We start from the raw sequence: 13,003 nt of genomic DNA, 5'->3' as shown, positions 1-13,003 counted from the left end.
CGAACCGCCACCCGGCGCAGGGAGAAACCCTTAAAGTGCGTCGTCGAGCTCTTCACCGGCGATCGTCACCAGATTGTCGATAGTGTCATCCTTGAGGATGATGCCTTGCACCATGTTGGTGAAGACCGACTGCAGCGATTTGAAGTCTTCGACGATTGGCTCTGGGCCGCCTGTCGAAATTGTCGCTGTGAAGTTTGGCCAGATGCCGGTCTCATAATAGAGGTCGGTTTTGCCCATGGCAGCGTAATCAAGGATCGGTGTCAGACCCCAGCTGCTGTCCAGGTCATACTGGCTGTCGCCCGATGTGATACGCTGGGCCAGATCGTGGGCCAGTTCTTCGTGGCCAGAGCCTTTGAACACAACAATGCTGTCGGTGATCAGGATTGTACCGCTTTCACCGGATGGGCCGGCAGGCACAGGTGCAACCAACTGGTTGATGTCTTCGTTGTGCTGGCCATAACCCCAAGGGCCTTGGACATACATCGCGATCTGACCGTCGTTGAACAGATCCTTAAGCTGATCCCGCTCCCAAGCGGTTGGGCCTTCTTGTGCCACATCAACCAGCTTGCCATAGAATTCCAGCGTCTCGCGTGTCTGCTGGCTGTCAAGCATGTTTTCGCCCGTTGCCGGATCGATCACCACACCACCGTTGGAATAAAGGTAGTTCATGAACTGGTGCATTGTGTTGTCAAAGTCTTTGCCAGCAAGACCGACACCGGCACTGTCTGTGTTGTCCACAACGCCCTGCGCCATGGCATACATGTCGTCCCATGTTGCTGGTGCGGCACATTCCTGACCAGAGGCTTCGACGATATCGCAGTTGATGTATAGCGCCTTGGTTGAGAACGCATGTGGGTAACCCCACTCCTGTCCTTCGATAGTCACAGTGTTCAGCACACCTTCCTGATACATCACGTCGCCGCTGATCTGAGCGGGTACGATCAGGTCGTTGTTGGCCAACTGACGCAATGTGCGGCTGCCCATGTAGGCGATGGATGGTGGATCACCGGCAGCCGCCAGTGTCAGGGATTTGTCCTGGCATGTGCCCCATGGCACGGCTTCCAGATTGACGGTCACGCCTTCGTTGTCCGCGATGAACTGATCGACAACTGCCTGATCCGCTTCACGTACTTCGCCGCCGCACATGATAAAGTGCAGCTCTGCCGCGTGGCTGTCAGCCACGGCCATTGAGGCCCCACTGGATAGCAACACCGCCCCCAAAGTCATTGTCATTCGTCTCATATTTAGTCTCCCTAGTTGACTGATTGGTTATTCTTTAACCGCGCCAGCGGTCAGACCCGCGACGAGATACTTTTGCAGGAACAAGAAGATGACCATGACCGGCAGCACGCCGACCAAGGCAGCGGCCATCATCTGGTTCCAGGTGACATCCTGATAACCGATAAATTCGAACAGACCGGCTGGCAGGGGTTGCAGCTCACGTTGTTGGTTGAACGTGATCGCAAATAGAAACTGTTGGGCATAAGCGCCAATGAACACTGCAACACCCACAACGATCAGACCGGGCACGGCCAGTGGCAGCACGACGCGGCGCAGGGTGTACATACGGCTGGCGCCATCGACAAAGGCCGCTTCCTCCAGCTCGCGCGGGATTTTCTCAAGGTAAGAGCGCAGCAGCCAGATACCGGTTGGAATGAGGAAAGCCACACCGGGCACGATCATGGCCCAATAGGTATTCAGCAGACCCATTGTGCGCAGCACGCGGTAAAGCGGGATCAGCAACACGGCACCGGTGAACATGTTCACGCCCAGAAAGATGCCAAGTGTGAGGTTCTTGAAAGGAAATTGCAGCCTGGCATAGGCATAGGCGGCTGGCACGACAAAGACCATTGTGATCCCTGTCACCATCGACGCGATGAAGATCGAGTTCAGGATATAGCGGCCCAGCAAAGGCACCGTGACCCACATGTCCCGGTAGGCCTGGAACGAAAAATCATCCGACCAGAATTGGTATGGGCTGCGGAACAGGTGCTCGAGCGGGCGCAGTGATGCCATGAACATTTCAAAGAACGGTAGCAGGATGAAAATCAGAAATATCGTGATCGCTGCGTAGATGCCGACCATTTGCAGCTTAGTGTAACGGTCCATCATTTCTTGCCGCTCCCGTAGTATTTGTTCACCTTGTTCAGGAAGAACAGGTAGATCAGGCTGAATGTGCCCAGCAGGATCACAATGACCACCGCGCGCGCCGACCCTTCGCCGAATTTGAAGTTGCTGATGGCGGTCTTATAGGTGTCCACGATCAGGGTTGTTGTGGCACTGCGTGGGCCGCCTTCGGTCAGGATCCAGATGATCTCAAAGCTGTTGAAGGTGAAGATTGCAGAAAGCAGCGACATCGAGACGATCACCGGCATGATTTGCGGGATCGTGATGCGGCGAAAGCGGTACCAACGGCTCGCTCCATCAACATAGGCGGCTTCATACAGGTCCCTTGGCACACCCTGCATGGCCGCAAGAAAGAACAGTGTCACCATCGGTGTACCGACCCAGACGTCTGTGACCACAGCAGAGTAGAAAGCCGATTGCTTATGGGCGAGGAATTCAAACGGTCCGTCCGTGATACCTAGCTGCATCATCGTGCCTGACAGTACACCGAAATAGCCATTGTAAAGCCAAAGCCAGCCAATACAGCCGATCGCAATCGGAATGACCCACGGCGGCATGACCAAAACTCGAAACAAGCCGCGACCGGGCACTGCCGCGTTCAGCAGCGTGGCACCGATCAGGCCAAGGATTAGTTTCAGGCCAACCGAAAGGAACATCCAATAGAAGGTCCGTACGATGGTCTGATGAAATTTCCGGCTGTCCATCAAGTCTGCGTAGTTGGCAAAGCCAACGTATTGCTCACCACCAAGGTCAGCCTCCATAAAGGACAGGCGCACCGTTTCGGCCAAAGGCCAGGCAACGATGACCGCGATGAAAAGCATCGCCGGGCCGATCAGCATCCATGCAAAGACACTTTCAGGAAGCGTACGGCCTTGCCGTGCTTCAAAGGTCTGCGTTGCTGCTTGGGACGTGTCCGCCATGTTTCCCCCCGGAGATGCGGTGTCGAATCAACCGCTTTCATTCAGCCTAAACCAAGTGTACAGTATTACTACCACTTTAATACCAAAATTATACTCTTGCCCAAATACCAATAATATATAAGTATTTGTTAAGACATTGGTGCTATAGGTGGTATCAAGTTGCGAAATTGGTATTATTTACTGATACCGGAAGAAGAGGCGCAAAATGACTGATTTCACCGCCGCACTCGGTGCTGCCCAGTGGTTTCGCGAAGGCCGCGGGCCGCGCTACAAGCAGCTATACCGCCACATTGTCGGGCTGATCACATCGGGCGAATTGGCCCCGGATGATCAACTGCCTTCTGAGCGTGAAATCGCGGAAATTGCCCAGATCAGCCGCGTCACTGTGCGCAAGGCGATTGGTGAGCTTGTCTCGGCAGGTATGATAGAACAGCGGCACGGGGCCGGATCTTTTGTACGCGGTCAAGGCGAACGGTTTGAGCAATCATTGTCGTCGCTGGTGTCTTTCACCGAAAACCTGCAAGCGCGCGGCATTGCATCCTCAAGCCGCGTTCTGCTCAACGGATTGTTCCGGCCGACACCGGCCGAGACGACGGTGCTGGGGCTTGCATCACATCATCAGGTGGCGCGCATCCACCGGCTGCGCAGTGGTGACGGCGTGCCTATGGCGTTAGAGTATTCATCCCTTCCCGAAGACATCCTGCCGCGCCCCGACAAGGTTGGTACATCGCTATATGATCTTCTGCGAGTGCGAAACGCGGCACCGACGCGCGCTATTCAGCGGGTCAGGGCGGTGAATGCGACCGCGTCAGTGGCAGAGATGCTTGGCTTGGCGCAAGGCGCTGCCATTCTGCAGATCGACCGGACCGGGTATCTGTCCACGGGCCGTCCGATTGAATTCACCAGCGGTTTTTATCGCTCTGAAATCTATGATTTCGTCTCCGAATTAAGGCTGGACTGACATGCAATACACTTGCCGTATCGTGGGCATGGAGATGCTGTGCGCAATCACGCCCGACCGCGATCTGCACCTGCCCGTCCTGTGCTGCTCTGGCATGGCACCGCTGGAGCCTGTTTCCGGCGGCGATAGTATCCGCTCTCTAGGAAGCTACGTTGAAATAGCACTGCCTGATCTGAAAGCCGGGCAGGTGCATGAGGTTGTCATCAAATACAGCGGGGGCTTCAAACCAGCGAACAGGGCTTGGATGCCGCTGGGCCCCTATCTGCGCTGCGACAAAGAGGTTATTTCATTGCCGCCAACGCCTGCGGGTCGTCATCTGGCATCAAAGGCAAAACCAGTGGCTGTTGAAGGTTTGGCGCTGGTGCCGCAGCCGACAAGCTGGATACCTTCAGGCGGGTCATTGGCCGCGGACGGTTTCAGTTCTGACGATCCGGCGCTGGCGACGGTTGCTGATCTTGCGGACCGGCAGGGGATGGCGTTCCGTGGGTCGCATCGCGTTACGACCGTGGCGGCAGATCTGCCTGAAGATGCTTATGAGATTGATATCTCTGATGATGGTGTGCGCATCGCTGCTGGTTCTTACGGTGGCCGCTTTTACGCCGGGATCACGTTACTGACCTTGCTGCAACACGGGCCCCTGCCCAAGGGGTGCATCACTGACGCCCCGCGTTTTGATTGGCGGGGCCAGCACCTTGATACCGCGCGCCACTTCTATCAGATGCCGACGATCCTGTTGCTTCTCGATCTGATGGCGATGCTCAAGCTCAACCGGTTTCACTGGCATTTCGCCGATGATGAGGCGTTCCGGCTTGAGATCACTTCTGTCCCGGAGCTTTGGCAGAAAACGGCATTGCGCGGCGAAGGTCAGACGTTGCCCGGCATGTTCAACGGGCAACCCGTTGAGGGGGGCAGTTATTCCAAGGAAGACGCGCGACAGGTCATCGCCCACGCCAAAGCGTTGAATATCGAAGTGATGCCAGAGATCGAAGCGCCGGCGCATGCGCTGGCCATCACCACAATATTCCCTGAAACGCGCGACCCCGCTGACAATGGCGCTGAACAGTCGGTGCAAGGCTATCGTGGTAACGCGCTCAACCCTGCCCAGCCCAAGACATGGAAGATTCTAGAGGCAGTCACGCGCGAAGTGGGCGACCTTTTCCCCTTCAACCATCTACATCTCGGTTGTGATGAATTGCCAGAAGACACGTGGATGGGCAGCCCCATGGCGCGGGCGCTGATGGCTGAACATGGATTAGAGACAACCAAGGACCTGCAAAGTTGGACAATATCGCGGCTTGCGGCCATTGCGCAGGCCAACGGACAGCGGCCCGCTGCGTGGGAGGAAGCCGCCCAAGGGGCAGGGGGTGGCATCGGCCACGATGCGATCCTCTTTAGCTGGACCGGACAGGGCCCCGGCCTTGATGCGGCCCGCGCAGGCTATGATGTTGTGATGACCCCGGCGCAGCATGTCTACATGGACATGGCGCATACGGACGATCCTGACGATTGGGGGGCAAGCTGGGCTGCATTTGTCGACACCGCCGATACCGTCAACTGGGACCCGGTGCCGGATCCAGCACTGGCGGATCGGATCATCGGCGTGCAGGGCGCGTTCTGGTCAGAGTTTACGACGCAAGATGAACAGCTTTGGCCGATGCTGATGCCCCGCATCCTTGGTGTGAGTGCGATGGCATGGCAAGAACAACCGCCAGCGCAGGATCACTTCCTTGATCTGACAACCCATTATGGGTTGGACCAACAAGGCCGCATGTGGCTGGGATAAGTCCGGGCGCTAGCTGACGCGCGCGCCGCGGCTCCAGACGCTTTTGGTGATGGGTGTTTCGTTGCTGACAGCTACGCGGACAACATCGCCGCGCAAACCTGTTGCCAGCGCCCCACGGTCCGTCAGGCCAGTTGCCTTCGCCGGGCATCCCGTCACGCAGGCGATGGCGCGCGGCAGATCGTTCCACAAGCGCGAGAGGTGAAATGCGGACAACAGAAGCGCCGACGGCACGTAGTCAGATGAGATCATGTCGAGCAAGCCGTGCTCTGCCAGTTCCGACGCAGATACATTGCCGGAATGCGAGCCGCCACGCACAATGTTGGGCGCGCCCATCATAACCTTAATGCCGTTGTCATGGCAGGATTGCGCCGCCTCTAATGTGGTTGGGAACTCTGCGAAACTGACACCGTTGTCACGCGATGTCGCAACATGCTTGGCGGTTGTGTCGTCGTGGCTGGCCAGTGCAGCGTTCAGTCTGCGCGCCTCTTTCACGGCGCCGGCCTCGTGTTTTGCGCCGACGCGTTTTTGCAGGGCAATCAGATTGGCGACATGATCTTTGAATTCGTCGTCCGTCAAGCCGCGTTTCTTGGCCACATAGGTTTTGAGCGCTGCAAGGTCGCGGAACTGCCGCTGGCCCGGCGTGTGATCCATCAGGCTAACGATGCCGACGCGATCTTCAGCACTGAATTCCGCAAATTCTTCCAATAGGGTTTCCGAGCAGACTTCAGCGCGCAGGTGTAGAAAGTGGCTGATCTTGAATAGCCCTGCCGCACGGGCTGCCAAAAGCTCATTCGCAAGCTCACGCGCATAGGCTTTGTAGCGTCCCTTGCTGTTATGCAGCGATCCAACCCGCAATGCATCAAAGACTGTCGTGATGCCGGTTGATGCTAATTCAGCGTCATGGGCGATCAAGCCGGGCAGGCGCGGCCAGTCCACTTCGGGGCGGGGTTCAATATGGCGTTCCAGGTTGTCGGTGTGCAGTTCGACCAATCCGGGGATGACATAGTCGCCCTGACAATCCACAGCGCCGGCAGGGACCTCGCCCCCTTCGGTCACACCTGCGATTACACCGTCCTGAATTGTGATCCGCCCCCGCACCACCGCGTCTGGCAAGACCAGTTCCGCATTGGCAAGACAAAGCGAAGCTGACATCTGACTGTCGTGAAAGTCCGTAAGACCATCGGGATCGAAAGGTGAATTCATGTCATACTCTCGCTTTGCAGTTTACTTTGTCCCGCCCGAAGGTGCGATGGCTGATTTCGGTGCCGTCTGGTTGGGGTGGGATGTTGCCCGTGGATGCCCAGCAGATCAGCTGGACATCGCGGGTCTTGATGGCGTCACCGAGACACCGCGCAAATACGGGTTCCACGGCACGTTGAAACCACCTTTTCGACTGGCCGAAGGGTGCCGCTTGGCCGATTTGCAAGACGCTGTGGCGGATTTGGCCAGTCGCCTTGGCCCCGCAACTTGCGGTCCGCTGGGGTTGACGAAATTGGGTCGCTTTCTGGCTCTCGTGCCCGCCGCGCCGACTGACGATCTGGCCAAATTGGCAGCGGCTTGCGTGATAGAATTGGACAGCTTTCGCGCACCCGCTAGTGAGGAAGAGCTGGCGCGCCGCCGCGCGACCAATCTGGATGCAGTGCAAGACGCGAACCTGACCCAATGGGGCTATCCTAATGTTTTGGACGCATTTCGCTTTCACCTGACACTCACCGGTTCGCTTGCCTCTGAGGAGATTGCCCATTGGCAGGCGGTCCTGTCGGCAAATCTGCCATCGCTGGCCCATCCATTTATCGTAACCGAGCTTGCGCTGGTGGGTGAGCGTGCGGATGGGCAGTTTGAGGTGATCCATCGCTATTCGCTCACCGGGTGAAGGGCGTTGACGGCGACATTGACCGTCGCATTCTAATTCGCGTTTGCGCAAGCGGCGACAGCACCTGCGTCTGGATGCCTTGCGATCTGCCGCGTCGTGTGCGTGATCTTTCATCTCGACAACTTTCATAGCATCTATACAACTAGACATATTCTATCAGATTCGATCCATTTCCCCAGAGGAATTTTGTGAACTTTGTCTAACGACCCAACCAAACCCCGCAGCACGCCCATCTGGCGTTCCATTGCCGCAGACCTGCGTGGCAGCATTGCCGAGCGCCGCTATGTGCCCGGTGACAAGCTGCCGACCGAGGCGGCACTGGCCGCGCGTTTTGGTGTGAACCGGCACACGGTGCGCCATGCGCTTGCGCAATTGATCGACGAAGGTTTGGTGCGTACACGGCGCGGGGCAGGGGCCTATGTTGCGGGACAACCAACCGATTACCCCATCGGGCAAAGGGTTCGGTTCCATGAAAACCTGCTGGCGACAGGACGCCGCCCGGAAAAGCGCGTTCTGCAGATCGAGGTGCGTGCGGCAGCCGCAGGCGAGGCACAGGCACTGCAAATTTCCCAGCGCGCCCAGGTGTGCGCCTACCACGGTTTGTCGCTGGGCGATGGTCGGCCCATCGCGGTGTTCGAGAGTGTTTTCCCGTTAGAGCGATTGCCCGGCCTTGCTGCGGCTCTGCAAACCCACAGCAGCGTGACAGAGGCCCTCAGGCTGGTTGGGATTACGGATTACACGCGCGCCTCTACCCGCCTGACGGCAGTGCTTGCGACACCGACACATGCGCTTCATTTGCATCTGCGCGAAGGTGACCCGGTACTGAAATCGACGGGTGTCAACGTGGATGCCGCGCAGATTCCCGTGGAGTATGGGCGCACATTTTTTGCCGGTGATCGTGTCACGCTCACGCTTGACGGCCCATCGGCATAGATTGAGCGGCTTCCAACCCTAAGAGGCGACAGCCAAACCCGCATTGGTGTTCAGCAAATACCCCGACAAGATCGGCCCACAGGCAGCGCCAACCGCTCTGGCATTGCCGCCGATGCTGCCGCTTTCGATGGGTGGCGGCAGCAGGCCACGTGTGTCTTGATTGACCATGTAACGCTGCACCCGTGCCACCAGATCCTGCCGGATATCTTCAGGGAAGGCCCCGTCGATCAGGATTGCCTCAAAATCAATTACAGAGCATGTCGCCAAGCAGGCCTTGGCCAATTCCTGTGCAGTTTGACCCAACCACAGATCGACGTATCGGGCGATCCCGCTCCAATCTTGCGGTGTCTTCCAGATGATCGCGGGGTCGATATCAACTTCTGCCAGACGCGCCTCAAGCAGGTGGATCGAGGCGAGATCGACTAGCTGCTTGCTCTCCCCCAAAGGACTGACGCTTGGCAAAGAGCCGAGCGCGCCCGCGTTTCCCTGCCGCCCCTCAAACACAGAGTGGTTCAAGACAATGCCGCCGCCAATAAAAGCACCCACAAAGAAATAGGCATAGTCACGGAATGCTTTGCCACGTCCAAAGACATGTTCGGCCTTGCAGGCCGCAGTGGCGTCATTGACAAGGGACACGGGCAGCGCGCTGAACCTTGCTATTTCCTGTGCGATGTTGACGTCTTGCCAGGCTGCGAATTCCTGCGTGATGGCAGCGGTGGGCTCGGTCCAGTTCCACATCTCGAATGGGGCAGCGACGCCGATGCCGCAAATTCGATCAGTTAATTCGGGCGCCAAACCTTCGGTGATAGTAGCCATGCCGTCAGATACGAAGGCGAAAACCTCGGCGGCGATGGGTGCGTTGTATTTGAGCTGCAACTGCTGACGCACAGCACCGGTTATATCCATCAAAAGAAGGTCCGCAGAGCGTCGCCCGATCTTGAGCCCAAACGCCAAGACACCATCTGGTGACAGCATCATCGGGACAGAGGGCTTGCCGACCTTGCCGCGCACGGGCACGCCGCGAATCAACAACCCGTTGCTTTCCAATCTTTTAAGAATGGCAGAGACGGCAGGGGCCGACAGGCCTGACAGTCTGGCGAGGTCGCTTGCGGGCATATTTCCATGCCTTTGCAATAGCGTCAGAAGCAACCGCTCATTGTGGTTGCTTACGCCTTTCTGGCTCAGCCCGGCGCTGATCGATCTGACAACTGTTTCTGGCATACCAGCGCCCATAAGCACCTCCCGTGCAGAAAAGTCTAGCCGAAGAAAATTAATAAAGAAAGTTAATTAATTAATTGACAGCCCCACGAGAATCGGTTTCCTTAGGGTCATCTGCTTCCGTTGGGTGAGCATGACGACCTTGGGGGTGAGTGGCCCTCGGACCTTTGATTTTCTGGGAGGAAAACATGAAAAAACTACTAATTGGTACAGCGCTGGTTGCGGTCACATCGGCTGGCACGGCAATGGCGGATGGCCACGGCCCCTCTGCGTGTCTGATCACAAAAACTGACACCAACCCGTTCTTTGTGAAAATGCGTGAAGGTGCTGAAGCCGCTGCCGAAGCCGCTGGCATGACGCTGCGTTCATACGCAGGTAAGGTGGACGGCGATCACGAAACACAAGTAGCTGCGATTGAGACCTGCATCGCGGACGGCGCATCAGGTATCCTGCTGACCGCCTCTGATACATCATCCATCGTGGGTGCCGTAACACAAGCCCGCGACGCTGGCCTGTTGGTGATTGCGCTCGACACGCCGCTTGATCCAATCGACGCCGCTGACGCGACCTTTGCCACGGACAACTTCCTTGCCGGTGAACTTATCGGTGAATGGGCCGCGGCAACGCTTGGTGATGATGCAGCAAACGCGAAGATCGCGATGCTCGACCTTTCCGTGAGCCAGCCAACTGTTGGCGTGCTGCGCGATCAGGGCTTCTTGCAGGGCTTTGGCATCGACCTTGCTGATCCGAATGTGAACGGCGACGAAGATGATGCACGTATCGTAGGCAACGACGTCACCGCCGGCAACGAAGAAGGCGGACGCCGCGCGATGGAAAACCTCCTTGCCGTCGATCCAGAGATCAACGTGGTCTACACGATCAACGAGCCTGCCGCGGCAGGTGCCTATGAGGCGCTCAAGTCGATTGGCCGTGAAAATGACGTGCTGATCGTGTCGGTTGATGGCGGCTGCCCAGGTGTGCAGAACGTCGCAGATGGCGTAATCGGCGCAACCTCGCAGCAGTATCCACTGTTGATGGCCTCCAAAGGCATCGAAGCGATTGCAGCTTTTGCGGTCGACGGCACATTGCCCGAGAACACGCCGGGCAAAGATTTCTTTGACACTGGCGTTGCCTTGGTCACCGACCAACCTGCAGATGGTGTCGACAGCATCTCTGTTGCCGACGGCACGGACCTCTGCTGGGGCTAATCCCACAAATTCTCCCGATTGACAGGAAAGAGGGCAGCGCAAGTTGCCCTTTTTCACCGCAGGCTGTGTTAGCCTGATCACGTGACGAGCAAGGGGCCGCCAAATGCCAAACGATTCTGAGAGTTATGAAGCTGTCGTCAAAGCGAACCGCACCGAGCAGGTGGCCGAGTTTGCCGATGACCGCAAAGGGTTTCTGGCCCATCTGCAGCATGCGCTTCACGTTAATCCGGCCCTTGTGCCGCTCTTTGTCCTAGTTGCCTCGATTGTTGTTTTCGGGTTGCTGCTCGGATCGAAATTCTTTTCACCATTTGCACTGACCCTGATCCTGCAACAGGTGCAGATCGTGGGCATCGTCGCAGCGGCCCAAAGCCTTGTGATCCTCACTGCGGGCATTGATCTTAGCGTCGGTGCCATTGCCGTGCTTTCAAGTGTGATTATGGGACAATTCACGTTCCGCTATGGCGTCCCAGTTGAAGTGGCCGTCGCCTTTGGTCTGGCCTTTGGTACATTGATCGGGTCGATCAATGGTTGGCTCGTGGCCGTGATGAAGCTGCCCCCGTTTATTGTGACGCTTGGTATGTGGCAGATCGTTCTGGCGGCCAATTTCCTTTATTCGGCCAATGAAACCATCCGCAGTCAGGATATTGAGGCCGAAGCACCGCTGCTGCAACTGTTGGGGACGACGTTTAAGATTGGTGCGGATGCCGATGGGCGCGGAGGTGCGACCTTTACCTATGGTGTGATCGCGATGGTGCTGATCTTTGCGGTCCTTGGCTATGTGCTCAGCCAGACCGCCTGGGGTCGACACGTCTATGCTGTGGGTGATGACCCTGAGGCGGCGCAGTTGTCAGGTGTCAACGTCCGCTACACGCTGATTTCGGTCTATGCGGTCACTGGGTTCATCTGCGCGATTGCAGGCTGGGCGCTGATCGGGCGGATCGGCTCAGTCAGCCCAACCTCTGGCCAACTCTTGAATATCGAAAGCATCACCGCTGTTGTGATTGGCGGCATCTCGCTCTTTGGTGGGCGGGGGTCCATTATGGGACCTCTGTTCGGGGCGCTAATTGTTGGGGTCTTTACCCTAGGATTGCGCCTTGCCGGGGCCGACGCGCAATGGACTTTCCTTCTTATCGGCGTGCTGATCATCGGCGCTGTCACCGTGGACCAGTGGATCAGAAAGGTATCGGCATAATGGAACCAATTTTAAAAGGGCGCGGCTTGGTCAAACGCTATGGCAAGGTCACCGCACTCGACCGCTGCGATTTTGATCTTTACCCCGGCGAAATTCTGGCCGTCATTGGCGACAACGGCGCCGGCAAGTCTTCACTGATCAAGGCAGTCTCTGGTGCGGTTGTCCCCGATGAAGGGGAGGTGTTCCTCGACGGGCGTCAGGTGCGGTTCACGTCACCAACCGATGCCCGCGAGGAAGGGATAGAAACCGTCTATCAGACCCTTGCGATGTCACCGGCACTGTCCATTGCGGATAATATGTTTATGGGGCGCGAGTTGCGCAAACCGGGGTTTCGGGGCAAGTGGCTGCGCCAGTTGGACCGACCACGTATGGAAAAGTTGGCGCGCGACAAGCTGTCAGAGCTTGGGTTGATGACAATCCAGAACATCAACCAAGCGGTCGAAACTCTCTCTGGTGGCCAACGTCAGGGTGTTGCGGTGGCGCGGGCTGCGGCCTTTGGATCCAAGGTAATCATCTTGGACGAACCCACCGCGGCCCTTGGTGTGAAAGAGTCGCGTCGGGTACTGGAACTGATCCTTGATGTCCGGTCGCGTGGTATTCCGATCATCCTGATCAGCCACAACATGCCGCATGTCTTCGAGGTCGCCGACCGTATTCACGTCCATCGCCTTGGCAAGCGGCTGTGTGTGGTTGATCCCAAAGATTACACAATGTCTGACGCGGTGGCCTTCATGACCGGTGCGAAGGAAGCGCCGGTGCAATAGAGGGCCAGTTGATCGGGTATCGGG

At 57.3% G+C, this 13,003-nt stretch carries 12 protein-coding genes; 7 read left to right on the top strand and 5 right to left on the bottom strand.

Translation table 11 applies throughout. From position 1 onward, the window contains the following. Positions 1–30: 30 nt before the first annotated feature. From DHN10_RS11910 to DHN10_RS11900, 3 genes are read right to left on the bottom strand one after another with little or no spacing between them, the layout of a single operon-like run. Entirely contained in the window at positions 31–1,242 is a 1,212-nt protein-coding gene (locus tag DHN10_RS11910) for an ABC transporter substrate-binding protein (protein WP_108815533.1), read from the bottom strand. A 27-nt stretch (positions 1,243–1,269) separates the two neighbouring features. Next, the gene (locus DHN10_RS11905) at positions 1,270–2,109 is read right to left on the bottom strand and encodes a carbohydrate ABC transporter permease (RefSeq protein ID WP_267895720.1); all 840 of its coding nucleotides are present in this window, start codon (positions 2,107–2,109) and stop codon (positions 1,270–1,272) included. Next, positions 2,109–3,047: a carbohydrate ABC transporter permease gene (locus DHN10_RS11900; RefSeq protein WP_108815531.1), complete on the bottom strand. Its 939-nt coding sequence runs from the start codon at positions 3,045–3,047 to the stop codon at positions 2,109–2,111. The genes DHN10_RS11905 and DHN10_RS11900 overlap by 1 nt, the downstream gene beginning before the upstream one ends. A 205-nt stretch (positions 3,048–3,252) precedes the next feature. On the opposite strand from DHN10_RS11900, the gene DHN10_RS11895 reads away from it, so the two are divergent. Continuing rightward, the gene (locus DHN10_RS11895) at positions 3,253–4,008 is read left to right on the top strand and encodes a GntR family transcriptional regulator (protein ID WP_108815530.1); all 756 of its coding nucleotides are present in this window, start codon (positions 3,253–3,255) and stop codon (positions 4,006–4,008) included. 1 nt (position 4,009) lies between these two features. After that, positions 4,010–5,791 (top strand): beta-N-acetylhexosaminidase, encoded by a 1,782-nt coding sequence (locus DHN10_RS11890; protein WP_108815529.1) that lies wholly within the window; start codon positions 4,010–4,012, stop codon positions 5,789–5,791. Between the two features lie 9 nt (positions 5,792–5,800). On the opposite strand, the gene DHN10_RS11885 is transcribed toward DHN10_RS11890, so the two are convergent. After that, complete coding sequence (locus tag DHN10_RS11885; RefSeq protein ID WP_373456705.1) at positions 5,801–6,994, bottom strand: alpha-D-ribose 1-methylphosphonate 5-triphosphate diphosphatase; 1,194 nt, start codon at positions 6,992–6,994, stop codon at positions 5,801–5,803. Here DHN10_RS11885 and DHN10_RS11880 point away from each other — a divergent pair. After that, positions 6,993–7,664, top strand: coding sequence for a DUF1045 domain-containing protein (locus DHN10_RS11880; RefSeq protein ID WP_108815528.1), 672 nt, complete (start codon positions 6,993–6,995; stop codon positions 7,662–7,664). The genes DHN10_RS11885 and DHN10_RS11880 overlap by 2 nt on opposite strands. 195 nt (positions 7,665–7,859) lie before the next feature. Next, complete coding sequence (gene phnF / locus DHN10_RS11875; RefSeq protein WP_108815527.1) at positions 7,860–8,597, top strand: phosphonate metabolism transcriptional regulator PhnF; 738 nt, start codon at positions 7,860–7,862, stop codon at positions 8,595–8,597. A gap of 18 nt (positions 8,598–8,615) precedes the next feature. Here the strand turns inward: phnF and DHN10_RS11870 are convergent, their stop codons facing one another. Further along, positions 8,616–9,818, bottom strand: coding sequence for an ROK family transcriptional regulator (locus tag DHN10_RS11870; RefSeq protein WP_199910667.1), 1,203 nt, complete (start codon positions 9,816–9,818; stop codon positions 8,616–8,618). Positions 9,819–10,003: 185 nt separating this feature from the next. Here DHN10_RS11870 and DHN10_RS11865 point away from each other — a divergent pair, with 185 nt between their 5' ends. The 3 genes from DHN10_RS11865 (at position 10,004) to DHN10_RS11855 (ending at position 12,979) form a co-directional block, all read left to right on the top strand. Next, positions 10,004–11,023, top strand: coding sequence for a sugar ABC transporter substrate-binding protein (locus DHN10_RS11865; protein ID WP_108815525.1), 1,020 nt, complete (start codon positions 10,004–10,006; stop codon positions 11,021–11,023). Positions 11,024–11,126: 103 nt separating this feature from the next. Then, positions 11,127–12,215, top strand: coding sequence for an ABC transporter permease (locus tag DHN10_RS11860; protein WP_108815524.1), 1,089 nt, complete (start codon positions 11,127–11,129; stop codon positions 12,213–12,215). Next, entirely contained in the window at positions 12,215–12,979 is a 765-nt protein-coding gene (locus DHN10_RS11855; protein WP_108815523.1) for an ATP-binding cassette domain-containing protein, read from the top strand. The genes DHN10_RS11860 and DHN10_RS11855 overlap by 1 nt, the downstream gene beginning before the upstream one ends. The last annotated feature ends 24 nt before the right edge of the window (positions 12,980–13,003 follow it).

This window comes from Loktanella sp. Alg231-35, from assembly GCF_900143545.1.
Taxonomy (GTDB): Bacteria; Pseudomonadota; Alphaproteobacteria; order Rhodobacterales; family Rhodobacteraceae; genus Yoonia.
Note: the sequence above shows the minus strand (reverse complement) of the source record. Positions and strands in the feature narration are given on the sequence as shown.

Coding starts and splice junctions, on each gene's coding strand:
- DHN10_RS11910 (WP_108815533.1), bottom strand. CDS start 1,242: ATGAGACGAATGACAATGACTTTGGGGGCGGTGTTGCTATCCAGTGGG.
- DHN10_RS11905 (WP_267895720.1), bottom strand. CDS start 2,109: ATGGACCGTTACACTAAGCTGCAAATGGTCGGCATCTACGCAGCGATC.
- DHN10_RS11900 (WP_108815531.1), bottom strand. CDS start 3,047: ATGGCGGACACGTCCCAAGCAGCAACGCAGACCTTTGAAGCACGGCAA.
- DHN10_RS11895 (WP_108815530.1), top strand. CDS start 3,253: ATGACTGATTTCACCGCCGCACTCGGTGCTGCCCAGTGGTTTCGCGAA.
- DHN10_RS11890 (WP_108815529.1), top strand. CDS start 4,010: ATGCAATACACTTGCCGTATCGTGGGCATGGAGATGCTGTGCGCAATC.
- DHN10_RS11880 (WP_108815528.1), top strand. CDS start 6,993: ATGTCATACTCTCGCTTTGCAGTTTACTTTGTCCCGCCCGAAGGTGCG.
- DHN10_RS11885 (WP_373456705.1), bottom strand. CDS start 6,994: ATGAATTCACCTTTCGATCCCGATGGTCTTACGGACTTTCACGACAGT.
- DHN10_RS11870 (WP_199910667.1), bottom strand. CDS start 9,818: ATGCCAGAAACAGTTGTCAGATCGATCAGCGCCGGGCTGAGCCAGAAA.
- DHN10_RS11865 (WP_108815525.1), top strand. CDS start 10,004: ATGAAAAAACTACTAATTGGTACAGCGCTGGTTGCGGTCACATCGGCT.
- DHN10_RS11860 (WP_108815524.1), top strand. CDS start 11,127: ATGCCAAACGATTCTGAGAGTTATGAAGCTGTCGTCAAAGCGAACCGC.
- DHN10_RS11855 (WP_108815523.1), top strand. CDS start 12,215: ATGGAACCAATTTTAAAAGGGCGCGGCTTGGTCAAACGCTATGGCAAG.